The organism is Prevotella sp. TF12-30, from assembly GCF_003436715.1.
Classification (GTDB): domain Bacteria; phylum Bacteroidota; class Bacteroidia; order Bacteroidales; family Bacteroidaceae; genus Prevotella; species Prevotella copri_A.
The window spans coordinates 1-19992 of sequence record NZ_QSQJ01000001.1; the positions used below are offsets into that span (position 1 = coordinate 1).

At 41.3% G+C, this 19992-nt stretch carries 21 protein-coding genes; 6 read left to right on the forward strand and 15 right to left on the reverse strand.

The features are described 5' to 3' along the window. Nucleotides 1-341: 341 nt before the first annotated feature. From DXD25_RS00010 to DXD25_RS00030, 5 genes are all read right to left on the reverse strand, one after another. Nucleotides 342-1397, reverse strand: coding sequence for a glycoside hydrolase family 43 protein (locus DXD25_RS00010; protein WP_117661206.1), 1056 nt, complete (start codon nt 1395-1397; stop codon nt 342-344). Nucleotides 1398-1547: 150 nt separating this feature from the next. Next, the gene (locus DXD25_RS00015) at nt 1548-3110 is read right to left on the reverse strand and encodes a DEAD/DEAH box helicase family protein (RefSeq protein WP_117661207.1); all 1563 of its coding nucleotides are present in this window, start codon (nt 3108-3110) and stop codon (nt 1548-1550) included. Nucleotides 3111-3344: 234 nt separating this feature from the next. Continuing rightward, nucleotides 3345-3926 carry a hypothetical protein gene (locus DXD25_RS00020; RefSeq protein WP_117661208.1) on the reverse strand — a complete coding sequence of 194 codons (582 nt, stop codon included), beginning with the start codon at nt 3924-3926 and terminating at the stop codon, nt 3345-3347. After that, nucleotides 3923-5161, reverse strand: a complete 1239-nt coding sequence (locus DXD25_RS00025; protein ID WP_117661209.1) for an AAA family ATPase — start codon at nt 5159-5161, stop codon at nt 3923-3925. Before DXD25_RS00025 ends, DXD25_RS00020 begins: the two co-directional genes overlap by 4 nt. A 335-nt stretch (nt 5162-5496) precedes the next feature. Next, complete coding sequence (locus DXD25_RS00030; RefSeq protein ID WP_117661210.1) at nt 5497-5913, reverse strand: hypothetical protein; 417 nt, start codon at nt 5911-5913, stop codon at nt 5497-5499. 166 nt (nt 5914-6079) lie between these two features. On the opposite strand from DXD25_RS00030, the gene DXD25_RS00035 reads away from it, so the two are divergent. The 6 genes from DXD25_RS00035 to DXD25_RS00055 all read left to right on the forward strand — a co-directional run bounded on the left by DXD25_RS00035 (nt 6080) and on the right by DXD25_RS00055 (nt 10795). Next, nucleotides 6080-8236, forward strand: coding sequence for a BT4734/BF3469 family protein (locus tag DXD25_RS00035; protein WP_117661211.1), 2157 nt, complete (start codon nt 6080-6082; stop codon nt 8234-8236). A 363-nt stretch (nt 8237-8599) separates the two neighbouring features. Beyond that, nucleotides 8600-8809 carry a DUF4248 domain-containing protein gene (locus tag DXD25_RS00040; RefSeq protein ID WP_117661212.1) on the forward strand — a complete coding sequence of 70 codons (210 nt, stop codon included), beginning with the start codon at nt 8600-8602 and terminating at the stop codon, nt 8807-8809. Nucleotides 8810-8937: 128 nt separating this feature from the next. Further along, on the forward strand, nt 8938-9519 hold the full coding sequence (locus DXD25_RS00045) for a DNA-binding protein (protein ID WP_117661213.1): 582 nt from the start codon (nt 8938-8940) through the stop codon (nt 9517-9519). A gap of 194 nt (nt 9520-9713) precedes the next feature. After that, nucleotides 9714-9803 carry a smalltalk protein gene (locus tag DXD25_RS17495; RefSeq protein WP_158556261.1) on the forward strand — a complete coding sequence of 30 codons (90 nt, stop codon included), beginning with the start codon at nt 9714-9716 and terminating at the stop codon, nt 9801-9803. Between the two features lie 120 nt (nt 9804-9923). After that, nucleotides 9924-10358 (forward strand): N-acetylmuramoyl-L-alanine amidase, encoded by a 435-nt coding sequence (locus tag DXD25_RS00050; protein ID WP_117661214.1) that lies wholly within the window; start codon nt 9924-9926, stop codon nt 10356-10358. Nucleotides 10359-10588: 230 nt separating this feature from the next. Further along, a complete protein-coding gene (locus DXD25_RS00055; RefSeq protein WP_117661215.1) occupies nt 10589-10795 on the forward strand; it encodes a helix-turn-helix transcriptional regulator in 207 nt (68 codons plus the stop codon). Nucleotides 10796-10987: 192 nt separating this feature from the next. Here DXD25_RS00055 and DXD25_RS00060 read toward each other — a convergent pair whose 3' ends face one another. The 10 genes from DXD25_RS00060 to DXD25_RS00100 form a co-directional block, all read right to left on the reverse strand. Beyond that, nucleotides 10988-11143 carry a protein tyrosine phosphatase gene (locus tag DXD25_RS00060; RefSeq protein ID WP_117661216.1) on the reverse strand — a complete coding sequence of 52 codons (156 nt, stop codon included), beginning with the start codon at nt 11141-11143 and terminating at the stop codon, nt 10988-10990. A gap of 382 nt (nt 11144-11525) precedes the next feature. Continuing rightward, the gene (locus DXD25_RS16885) at nt 11526-11681 is read right to left on the reverse strand and encodes a hypothetical protein (protein ID WP_187360406.1); all 156 of its coding nucleotides are present in this window, start codon (nt 11679-11681) and stop codon (nt 11526-11528) included. 56 nt (nt 11682-11737) lie between these two features. Further along, the gene (locus tag DXD25_RS00065) at nt 11738-12136 is read right to left on the reverse strand and encodes a type II toxin-antitoxin system VapC family toxin (protein ID WP_117661217.1); all 399 of its coding nucleotides are present in this window, start codon (nt 12134-12136) and stop codon (nt 11738-11740) included. A 1-nt stretch (nt 12137) separates the two neighbouring features. Further along, nucleotides 12138-12410 (reverse strand): hypothetical protein, encoded by a 273-nt coding sequence (locus DXD25_RS00070; RefSeq protein ID WP_117661218.1) that lies wholly within the window; start codon nt 12408-12410, stop codon nt 12138-12140. Between the two features lie 109 nt (nt 12411-12519). Next, on the reverse strand, nt 12520-13737 hold the full coding sequence (locus tag DXD25_RS00075; RefSeq protein ID WP_117661219.1) for a hypothetical protein: 1218 nt from the start codon (nt 13735-13737) through the stop codon (nt 12520-12522). Nucleotides 13738-13829: 92 nt separating this feature from the next. Continuing rightward, on the reverse strand, nt 13830-15806 hold the full coding sequence (locus DXD25_RS00080) for a hypothetical protein (protein ID WP_147327807.1): 1977 nt from the start codon (nt 15804-15806) through the stop codon (nt 13830-13832). A 68-nt stretch (nt 15807-15874) separates the two neighbouring features. After that, nucleotides 15875-16237, reverse strand: coding sequence for a hypothetical protein (locus DXD25_RS00085; RefSeq protein ID WP_117661221.1), 363 nt, complete (start codon nt 16235-16237; stop codon nt 15875-15877). Between the two features lie 39 nt (nt 16238-16276). After that, the gene (locus tag DXD25_RS00090; protein WP_117661222.1) at nt 16277-16993 is read right to left on the reverse strand and encodes a DUF2290 domain-containing protein; all 717 of its coding nucleotides are present in this window, start codon (nt 16991-16993) and stop codon (nt 16277-16279) included. After that, nucleotides 16977-19049, reverse strand: coding sequence for a DEAD/DEAH box helicase (locus tag DXD25_RS00095; RefSeq protein WP_117661223.1), 2073 nt, complete (start codon nt 19047-19049; stop codon nt 16977-16979). The genes DXD25_RS00090 and DXD25_RS00095 overlap by 17 nt, the downstream gene beginning before the upstream one ends. 273 nt (nt 19050-19322) lie before the next feature. Further along, entirely contained in the window at nt 19323-19883 is a 561-nt protein-coding gene (locus tag DXD25_RS00100) for a GNAT family N-acetyltransferase (RefSeq protein ID WP_233522143.1), read from the reverse strand. Nucleotides 19884-19992 lie beyond the last annotated feature (109 nt).

The following is a 19992-nucleotide window of genomic DNA, read 5'->3' on the forward strand; positions in this document are numbered from 1 at the left end:
TGACTTGTCAATTACTTGACGGTTCGTTTCTTTTACCCAGTTTCTTCATACTCCCTATATAATAAGGTGTAATCTAAAACCGCTTCTTGTACTACTTGTCTGTTTATGTAAAATCTTTCAAAGAACTCTTTCTTTATTTGCTTAGAGTAATACTTGATTTCTCAAAAGCGAGTGCAAAAGTACTAACTATTTTCCATTCCACCAAATTTTTCGAGAAGAAAGTTGCATTTTTCTTTAGAATTTAACATTCATAAACACAATAAAGCTCAAAAACAGATCTTTCTCCTTATTATATATAGGCACATATATTGCAAGAGCAGCGGTGGAAGTTATTTTATCTATCAATGATTTGCCTTCAACTCCTTGTCCCATTTCAGGAGTCGCTGATACTCTTTCTTGGTAATTCGCATAAAGCTACCATGCTGAGGACCCGTTACGCCCTTGATATCAACAGGATCTGAGAAATTGCGGAGATACTTATCTGCCTTGCAGATACGATAGTGCTTAGGATGATCGCTATACTGGATATAAGCTACACGCCAGGTATCATCGCCCATCAACTGGAAGGCAGAGCTACCTTCGCAATTCTTCTTGCCTTCGAAACTTACGTAGTCGTTCTCTACCGGTTCGCCCCATCCGTGGTTCAAGTACTTGCTGGTAGCAGTATAGATACCAGGTTTTCCACCTTCCTTCTTGATAAGCATGTGGTAAAGACCATCGCTCTTCAAGAAGTTGATGTCAGCATCAATGGTAGCATATCCCCAATCGAAGAGAAGCTTTGGGGTAGTAATCTTGGTGAAAGACTTGTCTGCATAGCTATAATACATCCGATCATATTTTTCCTCCGCACGATTAAGCATAGAATAATAGATCATGTATCCACCCTTCTCACCATTTTGCCAACGATAGTCAGGATCCCAGAAAATCTGAGGAGCCCAGACACGGTTGATGGTACTCCAATCCTTGTAAGGAGACTGAGCGGTAGCTGCATCGCAGAAATTCTGCATACCCTTACGGTAATCGAAAGTTACACTGGTCCAGTGAATGAGATCATCACTCTTCAAGAGATCGATACCATAGTTATCCCACTTATGGCTTTTTGCCACACACATATCCGTGGTCACCATAATATATCCCTTTCCATTATGGGTACGGGTGATATAGGCGTCGCGGGTTCCTCCTTCGATACGCGCATGCTCTGCAGGATCGAAGATAGGTTTTCCATCATTAATGTCCTGATAGTTGTAGCCATCACGAGATACTGCATACGCGGTCCACTCTCCCTTATCACTCATGTGACAATAGAGATAACCATAATCACCCTTTACTAAATTCTGTGCTGTCATTGGCATGAAAGCAGCCAAAGCCAGGAGTACTGTTGATAATTTCTTCTTCATTATTTTTTAATTTGTTAGTTGACAATTATAAGATGATGCTGCAAAATTACAACATTTTCCAGAAATTACCAAACCCTAAAGCCCATATAGCTATCAAAATGATGAAAAGTACTCCTTTTTGAACGATTTTGTACCTTTTATACCAGGTCACTACAATTCTATGGTCCTGCTGTAACCATCGTTACCTTTAACTTCAACCGCATGTTCATTCCACCCGTATATGTATTTATATTCCGGAGGCAGGATAATATTGCCCCTCCTGTCCAATAGTCCATACAAACATTTCTGTATGCCTATCCTGCATTGGGCATAATCACCTCGGAAGTTAGAGATATGCGCATAAATGGGTTTCACGATGATGTCGTTCATCACCCTCAGTCCCCATCTTCCATCCTGCTGGAAAGGTTCTACATTCTTCAGATATTCCTTCAGTTGTTTAGCTGTCATTTTCTTCCTTGCCGTATTTGCCTTCTTCACCGTTACCATCTCATCATTCACGGCAATGATGTTCTGTATCTTCTTCACATAGGTTGGAATGATACCCTTGCCAGCCCTCAAACCAGCAAACATGCTCTCCCAGTTACGAGGCTTGTCGGGCAAGCCGAACTTACGATAGTTACCTACGTTGTCGATAATCATGCACACCTTATCCTTGTTCTCATGGTTGATGCGCAACCCACGCCCCACCATCTGCAGATACTTGGCTAGCGACAGCGTAGGACGGGCCATCTGGATAAACTCCACGTCAGGACAGTCAAAACCCTCGTCGAAGAGGTTCACGTTCACCAGACAGTCTATCTCGCTGCGTCTGAAAGCCTCCACCATTTCCTGGCGTTTCTTGGCAGGCGTCTTGCTGTCCAGTGCCACGCTTTTCAGTCCGAGGGCATTGTAACAGGCGGCTATCGCCTGGGCATGGTCGATGTCAATGGCATATACGATACCCTTCTTGCCGTCCGCGTATTTCTTCACGCTGTCGTAGAGGCGTTGGATGGTCTGCGGAATGTTCAGTTTCTCATCCATCTCCTTGATGGCATAGTCGCCATCGCTGCCTCGTCCTTTCAGCAGGTTTACGGTCATCTGATCGTTGGAGTACTTGCCGATCACCACATAGTCGTAAGGTGCCAGATACCCACGCAGGATGAAGTCGTTGGTACATGGAGATTTCAGCAACATCCCAAACAGTCTGCCAAAGGATTTCTTGTTCATGCGGCATGGAGTGGCCGTCATACCGAGTTTCAGAGCCTTTCTGTTCCTGTCAAACAAGTCTTGATAGGAGGTTGCTATGGCGTGGTGCGCCTCATCCACAACGATGAGTCCTGGCGTACACTCCGCCCCTTCCAGTTCTTCGACATGTCTGTTCAACCATTGAATGGAGAGCACCCTTATCCTTACTTTCGCTTTCAGCTCCATTTCCTTCTCCCCATAGTCCAGGCAGAATCTGTCGAGCGTCTGCTGCATCTGCTCCACCAGTTCACGGCGGTGCGCTACAATCCACACTTCGCCCGTGTCATGGTTATCAAGAAACCATTTCACCACAGCCGCCATCACATAGGTCTTTCCCGTACCTGTCGGCATCTGCACCATCACCGAACTGCCTACCTTCTCCTTCTTCCCATTCTCATTATAGAATGTACTGGTAGAAGCGGTGGTCAGCACGTTGATGATATCCTCCAGCATCCTCTGCTGATAATCAAACAGCTTGATTTTCTTCATCAAAAGAAATTATATGAGAAGACAATAGCCAACAAGATGAGCCGAGCTTTTATTCAAAGCTCAACCCATCTTATCGTATATAATTAAAAATCTAAAGTCTTATTCTTTTGTGTTTCTCAGATATTAGGTATTAAAGAGGAAGTTTAATCTTTACATTTTTTGAGCGTTCCATCATACGACGGATTGCTTCTTGTGCACCTTCAGGGATTACATCAGCAAACACACCCATACCCCCTAAAGTTGAATAACCTGTTTACTCAATATTTTGGCCTGATTGGTTGCTCTTACGATGATTCGATGTTTAGCCAATGCTTCGTGAATCAAATTTTGATCAAACCAAGCATTATAATTATCCAGCATAGGAAAAGAAACTATTGCATATACAACTTTATTTTCTTCCAAAATTCCTTTGTTCCTGAAATACTCAACAGTTGCCTCTATCTGACCAACCATCTTTTGAGGATAGTTATTCCTTTCATCACGAGCCTTTATCTCATCTTTTGCATACTTTGTTTCTATAAACAACAGCCAGTTATCAACAACATCAGCTTCTTCATGAGGAAACAAGACACACTCACATTGCTGTGAAAAGCGCCCTTTCTTTATTGGTAAAGCATTTTCCGGGAACTTATCACAGCATACAGATAGCATATTAGGATTCAACAACCTTACTGTAGCTCTTTTTACATCATAATCGGTAAAAGAAATACCACCATTGTTTTCATCCTTCCAATCTGCTACATATAGCACTTTACCCTGAAGCGTTTCAAGGTAATCCTTGTGTTCGGATAACACATCCAATAGCTTCTTTATCATGATTTTGCAATTTTAAGATAAGGCACCATCAGATAATAATCATCCAATATGTCATTCATCACATCATTGAAATAATGCTTACCAATTGTATTCGTCCTACCATCCTTAATATCAATAAGACTGCCATCAGAAATCTGCCAAACACTCACAAACTCCGGCAAAATTGCAGCATCCTTGCAATCCAACTTCTCTTTAAAATCTTCAGGCAACTCGGTCTGTACCTGTCCTAATATCATGCTATTGTTGAAAGCATGAAGAATATAAGGACTATGAGTAGTAACCACCAAGCGATGTTTTCTTCCATGATTGATGGCCTTCAGCAAGTAATACACCAAATCACGCTGGGTTGTAGGGAACAAATTCTGTTCCGGCTCTTCTATAACAAACTGCGTATGCGTATAAATCTTACCACTCACAATACGAGCCAACCGTTCCTTCAAGCTATCATTGTCGCTAAGAGACAAATCCTTTCCTACCTCATCAAGCAAATGTCTGATTTTCTCGATTTCCTCGAAAGAATAAGGTTTATTCTCCTGATAGATGCCCTTCGCCAACCAGTCTATCAGAGTGAGCAAAGGAACGATACTCTGCAATCCACTTGATGCAGCCTCCAAGGCAACCACCCCACCTTGTGGAAGAGACACCATATTAGAGACACCATCTTGAGAGTAGAAGTCCATGCCTAAATTGAGAAGAGCGAGTTTATGAGAAGTAGGATACTTTTTCCTTGCTTCCTGCCAACTTAGCAGGAAATCCATCAAGTTATCGTCATTCTCAGCATACTTTTGCAGATTAGGAACCACTGAAACGAAATTGCGTTCTGCAGGAATATAGATAACCTTAGGATTAACCACTTTAGAAGAAGGGAACAAAAACACCTCCTTTACAGAGAAATGCTCGCTATTTAAAAAATCCCATCCAGGATACGGAATCTGCTCTTCAGCTGGCCAATTATAGGCATAAACGAGGTTCTCGCCAAGATAGCAGATAACAGAATCCTCACGAAAATATGACTGAATATGATGATAAGTCTGTAAACGCCGATATGCCTCTTTGCCCTCACCAAAGAACACATTATCCTTATTTACAGTTTTTTCCAGCCATGAGCAGAAGCTTATAATCTTAGCGATTGTACTCTTTCCGCTACTTTGCTCCCCGATGAAGACATTGACCTTATTCAGTTCAATATCCACATTCTTGATAGGTCCTATATTTCTTATGATCAGTCTAGCCATATATATAATCCTTAAAATTGAATTGCAAATATACGCTTTTTCCTCGAAACCACCAAGAAAACCACAAGAAATCTGCAAGTTATCAGCCAATTACTACAAAATCAACAGTGAACTATTAACAGTAAACTATAAACTGCTATTCCCCAGGCGGTCCCATCCCGCACAACATGGCGCAGACCTTTGATGGTCCGACAACCTTATAGCGCAGCGGTTCCGAGCACCGGAGGGCGGTTACATCCTTCCCTTCAGTGAAGGGAAGGCTTGGGTGGGATGTAGAGCTCCCTTTGGCTAAAGATTTTGCAAATGAGCGCAATGAAAGTTTGCTTTCAAATTTCTCACCCCCTCCTTTTCCACTCCCCCACATCGCTTATCACGGCCCCGAAGTCGTAGCCCGCCACGGAGAGCATCTTGTCGCGGACGCTCTTCTCCATGCCACCGTCAAAGGGATGGAGGGTGACACCGGAATAACAGTCGCAGAAGCATTGCTCCAATATATCCAGTATGCGGCACATCTGAAGAATGCGGTCCCAGACAGAAGAGGTGTTGAGGAGAAGGATGCGGATGGCGGCGTACAGCTGCATCACTGACACCGACTCGTGGTGACGAAAATGACACTGCGCCCTGCTGCTGAGATGATTCTTCTCTAAATATCTTGCACTATACACTTGATGACCTAAGCCATCCACTGCCAACAGGCGATCACCAATCTTGATGATGAGCTGGACTGGAACATAATCTTTCTGGCTGCTCATGAATTCAAACGTTATTTATGTTAAAAACTCGTTCCCTAGCTAGGAAACAAATGCGATGAAATATCACCGACTTTTTATAATTTTGCCAGCGTTAGACAAAAACAACGATGAATTCGTGAAAACAACTAACAATGTTTTATATTAACTAAACAAAGGAAATGTAATTATGAACATCAACATTTTCAATGGCTACCAATCTACCGTGCCTGCTGTCATCAAGTTCCAGCAAATGGTGGACATCATCAGGGGCGACAAGCAGCTCGCCGAACTGACGAAGCGTTACCGCATCACGCACCAGAGGGAGTACAAGAGCCAGTGCTACTGCTTCTCCGTGACCTGCGTCTTCCAGGGTGGCAAGGCGAAGAAGGACATCATCGAGGTGACGGGCGTCGGATTTTCTGACTTCGACCACGTGCCGAAGGAGAAACTAGCCGAACTCTGCGCCAAGCTGAGAGAGGACAGTCACACTTTGTTCTTCCACATCACCGCTTCGGGTGAGGGACTGCGCGTTCTCTATCGCTACGAGATGAAGCCGGGCATGACGCTGGAGGAGCAGATGAAGTTCTATCCCACAGCCTTCCGCCATGGCAACCAGTATTTCTCCGACCTGCTGGGCGTGGAGTACGACGAGCATTGCTGCAACCTGGGCAGACTGATGGGTGCCGCCTACGACCCTGAAGCCTTCTTCCGACCCGATGCTGAACCTTTCAGCTACGACTGGCTGGTGGCACGACAGCAGGAGAAGACCTTGCAGGACAATGCCACGGCTCGATTGCGACGGGAGGTGAAGAAGATTGACCGCCTCTACAACGACAAGCTTGCCAAGGAACTGGAGCATGAGAAGAAGACTTATGTGGCGGGCAGCAAGAACGAGTATGTATCGTGCCTCGCCTACAAGCTCAATGCCTTCGGTTTCTCCGCCGATGCCGCCCTGGAGTTCATTCGCCAGGAGTTTCCCGACTACGAGCGTCCGAAGGCTGCCGTGGACAGTTGCTACCGTCAGACTGAGGAGCACGGCAAGCGCAAGCACGAGCTGCAAAATCGTCGCCATGAGGCGGGCAAGTCGGCTTCCGTGAACGACATCATCAAGTTTCTGGGCGAGCACGTGGAACTGAGGTACAACCAGATTACCATGAGGGTGGAGTATCGCATGAAGGTAGAAGGCGAAGGAAAGGGCGAGGATTCTTCTGCCCCCAGACTTTGGCAGATCATCAACGACCGTGCGGTCAACACCCTGTGGAGCGAGATGTCGAAGACAAACCGTGCCGCGGTGCAAGACTTCTTCCGTGTCATCGAGAGCAACTATGTGCAGCCGTTCAATCCGTTCATCGACTATCTGGGTAGCCTTCCCGAATGGCACGAGGGCGACACCGACTACATACAGCAGCTTGCCGACAGCGTGACCATCAAGGGTGGCGAGGAGCAACAGAAGCTATGGACCTGCTACCTGCGCAAGTGGCTCGTGGGGATGCTGGCTGGATGGACGCTCGACGACGTGGTAAACAATGTGATCATCGTATTGATAGGCGCACAGGGCTCCGGCAAGAGCACTTGGATAGCTATGGTATTGCCGCCCGAATTGCGCCAGTATTTCTACACCAAGACCAACGCCAGCCGCCTCTCCAAGGACGACCTGCTGGTACTCGCCACCTACGGTCTGATGCTCTGCGAGGAACTGGACACGATGAAGCCCTCAGAGCTGAACCAGCTGAAGGCTGCCGTCACCATGCTCACCATCGACGAGCGTGCAGCCTACGCCCATTACGCAGAGCATCGCCCCCATATAGCCTCGTTTGCCGCCACAGGCAACAACGTTCAGTTCCTCTCCGATCCTACGGGCAATCGTCGCTGGCTGCCCTTCGAGGTAGAGAGCATCCAGTCGCCCCGTGAGCATCCCTTCGACTATCCCCACATCTATGCCCAGGCGTTGCATCTGCTGCGCTCAGGCTTCAGATATTGGTTTACGCAGCAAGAGATCATCGAGCTCAACCTTCACAACCACAAGTTTGAGGCACCCCGTCTGGAGCGGGAACTCGTTGCGCTCTACTTCGCCCATCCCACCGAGGAGCAGCATGGTATATTCATGACCGCCAGCCGTGCCCTTCAGATTATCGGAGCGGGCATTAGCCAGAAGCTCAGTGCCGTATATGTGGGCAGGGCTTTCTGCGAGCTGGGATTCCGCAAGGTGAGGGTGAACCACTGCTGGGGCTATCTCGTGATAGAGCGTGACGGCGACATGATCAAGGCACAGCAAGTACACCTGGCGATGGAGGCAGAGGGCGACTATTCCCAGCAGGATACCGACCCCGACCTGCCCTTCTAGGGGTGGGTAGGGTAAGTAAGGGGAGGGTACTTTCTAAGACTTTCCTTATGTAAAGGTTCGTTTACTATAGGAAAGATACAGTATATATATAGACTCCTAGAAAAAGCGATTTCCTACTCACCCTAGTTACCCCCTGGCGTAAACAAGATAGTTACGATAGCTAAGTATCATGGTTACGACCCGTAAGTATCATACTTATGGATCATAACCCTAATAGATATTTCTCTACACGCAAATTTCTTATTGTTTTTTCGGAACACGAATTACACGAATTACACGAATAAGTTGCTTGAAGACGAAAGATTCGTTAGATTCGAGAGATTCGTGTTCAAAATTCAACATTCAACATTAATAATAAAGTCTATGGATTTACGAAGTTACACCAAGCAGGAGTTAGCCCTGCTCTATTTTCCGGATTCCGACCCGGACGTAGCAAGAGCCCATCTGATGAGATGGATAGTAAGATGCACCCAGCTCTATGAGCAGTTGCTGAAGAGTGGATACACCAAGAACAGCAAGGAGTTCAATCCCCTGCAAGTATCCTATATTTTCTTCCATTTGGGAGAACCCTGATATTTATCAGTGATAATCGTTGAGTATCGTGGAGCAACATTGAGCATCGGTGAGTTGGGAATGAGAAATGTTGTATCTTTGCATTGTGATTCAGAAAGAAGAACATTAACCATTAACATTTAAAAACTATGTTGCTTTACGTACTAAAACTAAATCAGAACGCCAAGATGCCAGAGGCATACGGCAAGTACTACGCCTATCCAGTCATCACTCAGACGGTAGACATCGACGGCCTGGCCGGACACATGGCTAGCCACAACACTCCTTTCTCCAAGGGAGCTATCAAGGGCATGATTACCGATATGGTATCGTGCATCAAGGAACTCACCTTGCAGGGTATCGCTGTGAAGATCGACGACCTCGCCATCTTCTCCATCGGCATCCGCAACAAGGAGGGAGCTGCCTCGGAGAAGGAGTTCACCATCGCCAAGAACATCGACGGCTTCCGTCTCCGTGCTCGTGGCACCGGTGAGTTCAGCGCCAAGACCATCAACCTCGATGCTACGCTGAAGAAGGCCACTGCTCTGTTAGGGGATGGCACCACCCCGGATACCGACAAGGGAACCACGGGTGGCGAAAACACCGATCAGGGTGGTAGCGGAACCACGGGTGGCGACAACACCAGCCAAGGTGGTAGCGGAACCACAGGAGGCGACAACACCGACCAGGGCGGTAGTGGAACTACTGGAGGCGATAATGTAAACTTCTAGTAGTCCTAGCCTCCTGGCATCTGAAACAAGAAGAAGCGCATCGGCAGGATGCAGTCCGGAGTAATCCGAGGGCACATCAGGAATGAGTTCATCACTCAACATTGTCAAATCATCGCCCTGAACGGATACTTGCTCATCCTGTCCGCTTCCTTTTGTCTCCCACACGAATTATTAATCATTAATCACTAATCATCATGAAAATAAACTGGAAATCCGTCATCAATTTCGTCATCACTGTCCTCACCGCCGTCCTCAGCACCTTCTGCATGCAGAGCTGCAAATGATAGCGTCTGAACACGAATTACACGAATCGAACGAATCATATCTGTTCAAAGGACATATTCGTGTCATTCGAGAGATTCGTGTTCAAAATTAAACATTAATTCTTAATAATCCAAAGAAAAATGAAGAATCAAAGAAAAATAGATCTGATCGTGGTACATTGCAGTGCCACACGTGTAAACCAGGACTTCCCAGTAGAAGCCTTGGAAGCCTGCCACAAGGCACGTGGTTTCCACTCCATCGGTTACCACTATTACATTACGAAGGATGGAATGGTCTATCCCTGCCGTCCAGAAACCGAGGTGGGGGCTCACGCCCGCCACTACAACGCCCACAGCATCGGAATCTGCTACGAGGGTGGTCTCGACGAGAAAGGCAAGCCTGCCGATACTCGCACTCCAGCCCAGAAGGAATCTCTGGAAGACCTCCTCTACAGTCTCGCCCTCGACTATCCCGATGCCGAGATCCTAGGCCATCGTGACCTCCCCTGGGTTCGCAAGAGCTGCCCTAGCTTTAATGTCAAGGAATGGCTTTCCTCTATCCATTTCCACATATAAATTTCCGTACTCTCTTTATACTTTCATTTCCACTCCCCAATCTTATGCCCCCTCGCATAAGGTTGGGGCTTTTTGATAAAATCAGCACCAGCCGCAAGTTATCAGCAAATTACCACAAAATCAACTTCTCTGCAATCTCATTAAAGCAGGTCGATTGCCATAGTTATATTCTATTTCTTCCACAAAATCCAAACAGAAATAGAAAGTGCAACCTTTGAAATTTAAGCGTTATGATACAGAACAAATTATTCCGTGACTGCCTCGCTGCGATACCTGCCGAGCAAAAGGCAGAGTTCGATTTGTCTTTCGGTATAGCCGAGCGCATTAGTGAGATTCTGAAAGCCAAAGGACTCACCCAAAAGGATTTCGCTCGCTTACTCAACAAGCGAGACTCAGAAATCTCCAAATGGCTAACAGGCAGACGGATGCAAAGGTAAATACTTAAAGTGTTAAAACCTTACGCTGTAATGGTGATATACGCAAAATCTACAGACTTTGGAGAAGAATTGGCACTATTATACAAATCTATTCATCATAATCTGTGATGAAAGACAATGTATCATCAGCTAGAGCCACTTTTACCTCATAGGGCGAATTGGCATTAATCGCAGCCAAAGACATCTTTTCTACTACCATACTTCTACCCCTATAGGTTCTTTACCAGTACGTTCCAGACAGCTTTTGCGAACCAAGTTCTCCAGTTTCTCCACCATTTTACGTTTGTTTTCCTTAGAAGCATTCCAACGGCGTAGAGCCTCTTCCCTTGTTAACTTTGTTGTATCCATATATTCTTCCTCCTATTTATTCTAGTTCAACATTCTGCCGCCAAAGTTACACCTTTTTCTCGAAACTGCCAAGAAAACCACAAGAAATCTGCAAGTTAGCAGCAAATTAGCACAAAACCAGCACTTCAATAATCCTATCCACCTTTCTCCAGGCGGTCCCATCCCGCATAACATGGCGCAGACCTTTGATGGTCCGACAACCATAAAGCGTAGCGGTTCCGAACACCGGAGGGCGGTTACATCCTCTCTCTTCGGGCAAGAGAGAGGCTTGGTGAGAGATATGGAGCTCTCCTTGCAGGAGAGACGGAGAGGTAGAAAAGTCATCTAAAGGGAGACGGAGGGATTCGAAAGTATATCACCAATACAGCGTCCCCACTATAGATTACATTCCTGCTTTTTTAAATATAGCACGAGCTATAGCTATTTTCTCAGAAAAATCAACACGCTCTTTACTTTTCATAACCTCATCTGCATTGTTGATAAAGCGCATAGCTTCATCACCATGAAGAGTCGGAATAACCTTTATATCTATTGCCATAATCTATCCTCCAACTATCAAAATGTAATCAGCAAACAGCGTCAATAATATATTTTTTATTTTTCCATCCAGTTTTCAACAACAATACCATTCAGTCTTCCTATGTGCTTAACGTTTTCTGTAACCATAACCATATTATTTATGATAGCTGTAGTACCGATAATTATGTCAGCATCTTCAATAAGTTGACCTTTTTTACGAAGAAAAGCCTTTTGAACAGCAAATTCATTCCAAATATTTACCATTGGCAATATTGTTACATACTGGCAAAACACATGAACAGCTCTAATGTTCTCAGAAGGTCTATCGCTACACTGAGCCCCATAAAGTAATTCACCCAAAGTCATCTCAGAGATAAAGAAATGCTCTTGACCAATTTCTGAAATTTTAGCAGCCACATTTCGTTTACCCCTCATAAAATATACACAAATATTGGTATCCAACAAGTAATTCATATCATCCAAACTTGACAGGTTCTGACTTTGACATTTTACTTTCGTTGATATTTGCTATAATATCTTCTGCCGACTGTTCGCCAACCCAAGAACCACAGCAACGTTCTACCATTTCTTTAGTTCTATCTGCTGGTGTTTTTATTTCCTCTGCATTTGCCATCGACATGGAAAGTAAAGCAATAACCTCTATCTTATCTTCCTTACTTAACTTTTCGAGTTCATGCCAATGAGGAACCTTACTTGCGAGCCTATTACTTAAAGCAACAATATTCATAATTTTCTCCTTTTTAAACGTTCAACTTTGCCGCAAAAATACGCTTTTTTCTCGAAACCGCCAAGAAAACCACAAGAAATCTGCAAGTTATCAGCAAATTACCCCAAAATCAACTCCTCAGCAATCTCATTAATGCAGGTCGATTGCCATAGTTATATTCTATTTCCTCCACAAAATCCAAGATGAGTTTCTTGGAAACCTCACAACAGGTGTACATGCCCTTGATGTCATCCACTATATAGCCATAGCTCTTCGACTTGGCATAACTCAGATGCAACCGTAATTCTTCGATTACATGATTGGTATAAGTCGCTTGATCCTCCTCACTCATATAAGGAGCATACTTCTTGAATAGTTGCACTCTGCTGAATGACATCACATTATCCATCAATATTTTCATCAAGCATGAGAATTTCTTTTCCTCTACGATCATATCACAAACCAGAATGCAATCATCATCCGTAATATGCGGAATGTCTCCAAAGAGCTTCAACACAAACTCATCCCACTCCTCCCTGGCAACCAACTCCTTCAACTTCTCGAAGTAAGTTCTCTTATCCACCAGATGCTGACGGAACAACCTACGGTATTCCTCAATAAGACCAGCCTTATCATTTCGTTTCTCCAAGATTGCCACCTTTTGCAGATGCCAAGTCTCCGTGGCATTATATCCATCGTTGCCATACGCAGCAATCGTTTTGTCTATCTCCTTCACAGCCTCATCTTCCAATCCCTTTCCAAGCAATTCATTGATTTTGAAAGAACAGATATCAGGCACGAATTTGTATTCCTCCATGATGCCAGACACTTCATTCTCTATTCCATGACTCCTCAGATACTCAATCTTCTTGATAAGCAACTTACCCAACTCCTCAAACCGGAACACAGAACTCAACTGGTCAAAATACTCATCATCCACCAATCTCTTATACTCGTAAGTATGATGCTTAATCTGCTTGTCAAGATCAGCGAGATAAGTATCAGCATCAGCCAATCGGAAGTTGATAGCCTCACGGATATGGTCGAAGAAGCAAAGACAGCAATCAACGTATGCCTCCATCTTCTCTATCTCCGCCATCTCTTTCTGTGCCATGGCAACAGATTCCAGAGGAGTCGCTTCATCTCTCAGCATCTGCGCCAGCTCCTTCTCCACTTCATAAGTAAGAAAGTCATCGCCATCGCACTCTTGGTAGGCATACACCTCCAAGCGGATGTATTCATCAGCCACGAAGCGCAGGTAGTCCAGCCCACTTCTCACGGCATTCTCATAGTCCTTGGCATCCACCAAAGCCTTGAATTGTTTGTATTTTGGATAGAATTGTATCATTGTTTTACTTTTTATTTTTTTAAAAGAGAAGAGTTACGAAGTTTTCTATCTCTACGATTCTTATTACGGCTTTCACCGATAGTTTCCTTTTATTATACTAATGTTCTTTGAGGAAGAATGTGGAAGACATTTACATTTCTACGATACCATAACTCATATCCATAATCAAATGTAGTCCTTATATCAAGCTTTCCATCCTTGACAGAAGATTCATCTTTGATTTTAACGTCAACATCATCTAATCTATCCATCAAAACAGGCAATTCACTTTTCTTCATAATCAACATTGAATTACAAAAATCGTTCATTATTGGCAAATCTTCAAGATACCGATTATCAATAGATTCAATAGGTACATATTTCATACCAAAATAGTCTAAATTTTGATAACCTTTATGCTTCAATTTCAGAAATGCCTGGAATTGGCTATTAATATCCAACAATATATATTCCTCAAATCGCCCTTTAGTTATCTTTATAAGATAATTATGAAAATCAGCAATTTTAATTTTAACATTCTTAATTTTCATCTCCTTGATTGCATTTAATAGCATGTAATTAATTCGACAATACATAATATCAACTATGGGCTTTAAATATCCCAATATTGTTAAATCACAAGTTAGAAAATAACGTTTATCAAATAAGAATTGACATGGATTAACCGTCATCATCTTATAGTCTTCTGCATTCAAAGAGGCTGGCACTTGAACCTTAAGAGGAAGTCGTTGTACTAAATGTTTTTTAGCTTCTAACAAAGATCTTCTAAAATATACTATGCTCTCGTCGGGTATCTCTGCAAAGAATTCATCGTCTATCATTTTCCTTTTATTATCTATCTTGCAGATAGACTCGGATAAATACCAATGCATGAATGTCGGAAATTGAGACTCACATCGTATATCCGAAGAAGTGTTTCTTAATATCTCACGCCCCAAAGCTGCATCACTAAACACTTCCCTATAAACTTCGGAAAAATCGGTTTGATTGATTTCCGGAAATAACTTACACAACTCATCATCTTTCCGCAAATCCAGGACACTTCTCTCCAAATATACATATTCATCTACAAGCATTTTTAGAAGTTCCATAGATATATTCCCATAAGATTCACTAGAGCATCTATGAAAAACTAAAATCAAAAACGCACAATATTCACGTAACAACGCCCTATCAACTATCAAATCATCGCATAATTCATGTCCCCAAAATACACCAAACCTATCATCATCATGTACTTCTTTCAGACACATCAAATAACGATAAATTACATCGAACTTATTTGAAGGAAACATACTACCAGCCCAATGTATTTTACTCAATATCCCTCTTAACACATCGTAATGTTTATTTCTTAAACAATAAGAGGAAAAAAGAAACATGTAATTACTCAGCTCATTCCAGTTTTCTAATGAAAGTTTATCTATTTTTTCTCTATTATCAGGCAAATAACCTTCTACATAAAACACCTTAGGCATATCCATTATTGAACGAAAATGCCAATCTGTTTTTTCCAGCAACTCTTTTATCAAGGTATATTTTCCACCTTTCGCCAAATAAAACATACATTGAGTCATCTGAACAATATCAACAACATATAGGAATTTACATCTACTATACGCTGATAAACACCCCCATACCAAATAGCTTTCACAATACGTAAAATTTGAACACGAAGAATAGTACTCAAATATTGTCTTATAAAATTTACATGTAAAATAATGGGCAGCACCTGTTGACATAAGTTGTCCTCGTCTAAATGAAAGATCTTTATCTTTTTCACACTTTGTAAGCTCTTGAACCCGGAGCATAATAGTACTAAATAATTCTTTATCTTGTTGAAAAATAGAATATTTGCACAAATCAATTAAACGTTTGAGATACAACTCCTTCGCTTTGCGGCTATCATAGCTAACAGAATATGCCTTCCCTGCTTTATATATTCGAATCCATTCTTGCTGCCCCCTATGTCTAAATATCATCAACCAATTCGCAAAATCTTTCAGATGTTTATGAATTTTATAATATCTATTTTGCCATCTATACTTATCTTCTATTATCTTAACCAAACAAATACCTTTATTGTACTTTACTCCAAATTTCACGAAACAAAGAATTGTTAGAGAATACAAAAATACTACAAGAAGAGCCCCCAAGTTCCATACTCTAGCAACACCCTCCTTTGAATACCTTTTAAGTACAAAGAAAGAAAGCCAAAAGCAAATATATAGAAGATGTTTATAATTGAAAACCACCAAAAAAATCTGTAAAACAAACTTTTTGTAAAAAGCTCAGATATACTCTTTGATTCATACTTTGAGTTGATATGATTTATTACAGAAAACAAAAAAGGAAAAGCAAAAGCGAAAAGAGCTATAAGTAATGGAAATGAGATTTGTCCAACAACATCGCTATATCCAATACCAGAATCTAATATCTCCTGTAATTTGGTCACTATTATGTCTAAAGAATGTTCTGCTCGCACCATCGCTATAATCATAACAACAAATTCATTAATAATAGGTTAATAACATACCTCTCAAACTAATGCCAATTCCTTTCTTTCTATATCATTCCATTTTTCATCATCAAGCAGTATTCTGTCCTGAGCATAATGCAAAACTATATCTTTTCTAGCGTCATCTCTTAAACAACTCTCCCAAGAATCTTTATAAATTTGCTTGATAACAAAGACAACAAAAGCTACTGGCGTCAGTATGGTGGCACAAGGAATCCTTATATCATTACCAATCCCAACATGGAGATGCGCATAAGAATGTATATTGGGCATATATCTTGCGCTATCAACATCATATCTAAAGTATGATACTCTACTATTACATCCTTGCTCAGCTAACATCTGTTCATAATCAGTCTCATACAAAATTTTTAATTGCTGCAAGTCGTCTAAATCTGTAGGAATCTCTTGTTCATCATTGAACGAAAGTAAAAAATCACAGAAAGAGATATAATTGTATGGAGTCTGTATATAAGCAAAACGCAAATCATCATTAGCTTCTTTCTCAAATTGAAAGATAGAACCATCTTCCAATATAAGATTGTAGTCCATATGATTCACAGCCGTATCATACATCAACTTATAGTCATCTTGTTTAGAAACTTTCAAGAAGTCCTCGGAGGCCTTTCTCCAAGACAGGTTCTTGCCACGCAAAAGATTAAGTTTCTTCAATACAATACTTGCATCATGAATAGAGGTTACGAATTTACCGTCTCTTGATTTATTTTGCTTTGACATGGTTTATAATATCATCAAATGACATACCCTCATCTTGTAATTCCTGAATAATTCGCTGAATATCACTAAACTGATTCTGTCTTTTTGCACTACCTCCATAAATAGTTTTAGTACTTTCTTCGCTAGGCTGTCTAAAATGCAGTTTCAAACCTTCTTTTTTTAATTTATCCATTTCTTGCTTACAATAGCTAATAGAATCCTCACCAGAGAGGACAACCCAGCCTTTCGTTCGAGTAATAGCTGTAAACAACCTATTTCTAAGGATAACATTGTTGCGATCATTAAAGATTTTATCTACACCCATGATATATACCATACCAGCCTCATTACCCTTAGCTTTATTCAAAGTTGCCAGCGTAACATATCCTTCTTGCATAAAACTTGTAGTAGTATAGGCAGAATGAAGCAAATTGTATGTACGAATGCCCTTTTCTATCAAAAGATTCGATAAATTATTGTAATACGTACCGATATTTCTATCATCCAAGCAGATTACACAAATATCTTCAGGATTCAATCCTTCTTTATGAATATCATCCACAATCAGTGAACATATATGAGCGCATTCATCAACCAGAGATTTACACCTGATTAATTCTACAGAAAAGCCATACTCTTCATTCATAAAACTCGGAGAGTTTTCTTTGGGACGAGAGATGATCATTTCTGAACCTACAGAAGAATCTCCTTTTTCTACAACAAAGCCTAAGCTTTTCCAATGATCATTATCCGTCAAGCGCTGGAGAACATGTTCATTATAAATGCCCAATCCCAGACAGAATGCAAAAATCAAAGCTACACGTGGATTACGATAACATACATGCAAAGTAATATCCCTATATGGATTGGTCATTTTATTGAAATCCACATAATACTTACCATTGCCATCCTTTCCGAATGTTTCTTTCTCGTCTTGTAAATTAACATCAAATATATTTTGAAAATCATCGTAAGCCCATACTATTTTTTTATTCGCAGACAACATATAGCACAATCTGTAAAAAGACTTTGGGAAATCCTGACCTTCATCTATAAGACTCAAATCGTACTTGGGCTTTAATTCGTTTTTCAACATTTGTGTACAAACAAAATCAAATGGCTGCATTCCATGACCAACAGCACTACTAAATGCAATTGGTGATATTCCATTATCCAAACAGGCTTGGTAATACACACCATTTACACCAGAACCACCCCACCCATGAAGAATATGGATTTTATCCCAATTTGGCTCCCTATTATCAGAAAAATCCCTATAATACCTATCAATGAGTCCATGTATAAGTCCATAAAGCGACTTTGTATAATAAGTATATAGTATTTCTTCATCTGGATTTTGCAAATGATACAAGGCTGCTTTCATGGTTAAAACTATTGTTTTACCAGAACCAGCAAGACCTCTAATGCGTTGTGGTCCTTCAATTGTAACTAAAGCTGTTTTCTTTTGTTCTATGTCAAAAGTCGCCTCTTGATTTTGAATATCATTCAGAATTTCAGATTTAGTTCTTTTACCATTTAGGCCTTTTACAACATTTCTATTTCGCTTTTGAATGACTTTTCTTGTACCTTCAACACAAGTGATTAAATGTTTAAAAATCTCTTGGGAAAGAGTTTCCTGTCTAACTTCATTTAGCAATTTATCTAACTGAGAAAGAGAAACATAAATAAATTCAGAATCTGTTGTATCAAATGTGCTAGACCCATCACAAACTACAACTACAGAAGACAATCCAACATTCAATTCCTTTCGATTTTTACGAAATTGAGCATCCTTGCTCAATCTACTATAAATATTCTCGTAAAGGTCATTAAGATAATCTTTTTCTTGCCTAGAAAGGCTTCTAAAAGTACTCAAACATTTGAAATAGATGACACCACATTGCCGTGAAATCATCATAATTTCTACTTGGCGCAAATCTTCCTGTAAATCACCTCTATACAAGGGAAAATTATAATAGACATGAGTATCATCATCTATTAGTTTTCCAATAGAATCTACAAGTAATTTTGCTGGCCTATCTTGACCTAGTTTTTCTATATCTGCAATTAATTTCATTTTTACTATATATTTACAATCACTATGTAAGCATCCATCCCCTAAGGCAATAGCACTCCATCCCCAGTGTTTACTGGGGATACAGAGAATTTTAAGAAATTAGACTTTTTCGATTTTTAAAGCAGCTTTAACTAAAAGTGCTTCTGTCATCAAGGCATGATACTTCCACTTCAACACATAAATCGGAAGGACACCTTAAAACTCTAGACAGAAAAAGACTCTGTCTTGTCAAACTACTGATAATACAAATGGCGCATAGTATTAATACGTTTTTCAATTTGAAGTTAACTTCTTCAAATCGTAATACATGAGGCGCGTATGCAACGACTTGGTCATGTCATAACCAAGATTCTCTGCTTCTTGCTGTTCCGTCGAAAACAAAAACAAGAATTCATTCTTTTGATAAAAATCCAATGGAACCATACAGTTATAGGCATCAACTATCAAAAAACGACATCCAGTTTTATTTTCTTCATCAATAAACCAAGATTTTATGAAATCCAATAATTCTGACCCTATACCTTGATGACGAAAGTCAACATTAATTCCAAGCCTTCCTATAAGTACAGCAGGATACCTACGCATTCGTTTCTCTCTAGGAATATCATGAGACAGTTTACGACCACGACTATTAGGTATGACATCTACTCTAATACTATCATTAGACAAAGTAAACATACAAACAATGGTTTTAGGATCATCATCCAGCACAAAGCAATAAGTTTTACCAAGCAATTCTGCTTTATAACGCATTGCATCGTGTAGAAAGAAATCATCCAAATCCTCATCTCCACAAGTAAAAGGATGGCAAATTGAAAGAATCTCGTCATCCATCTTTTTAAGTTTACACTTATCTAATAAAAATCCCATAATTACATTCCTGCTTTTTTTAATATAGCACGAGCTATAGCTATTTTCTCAGAAAAATCAACACGCTCTTTAC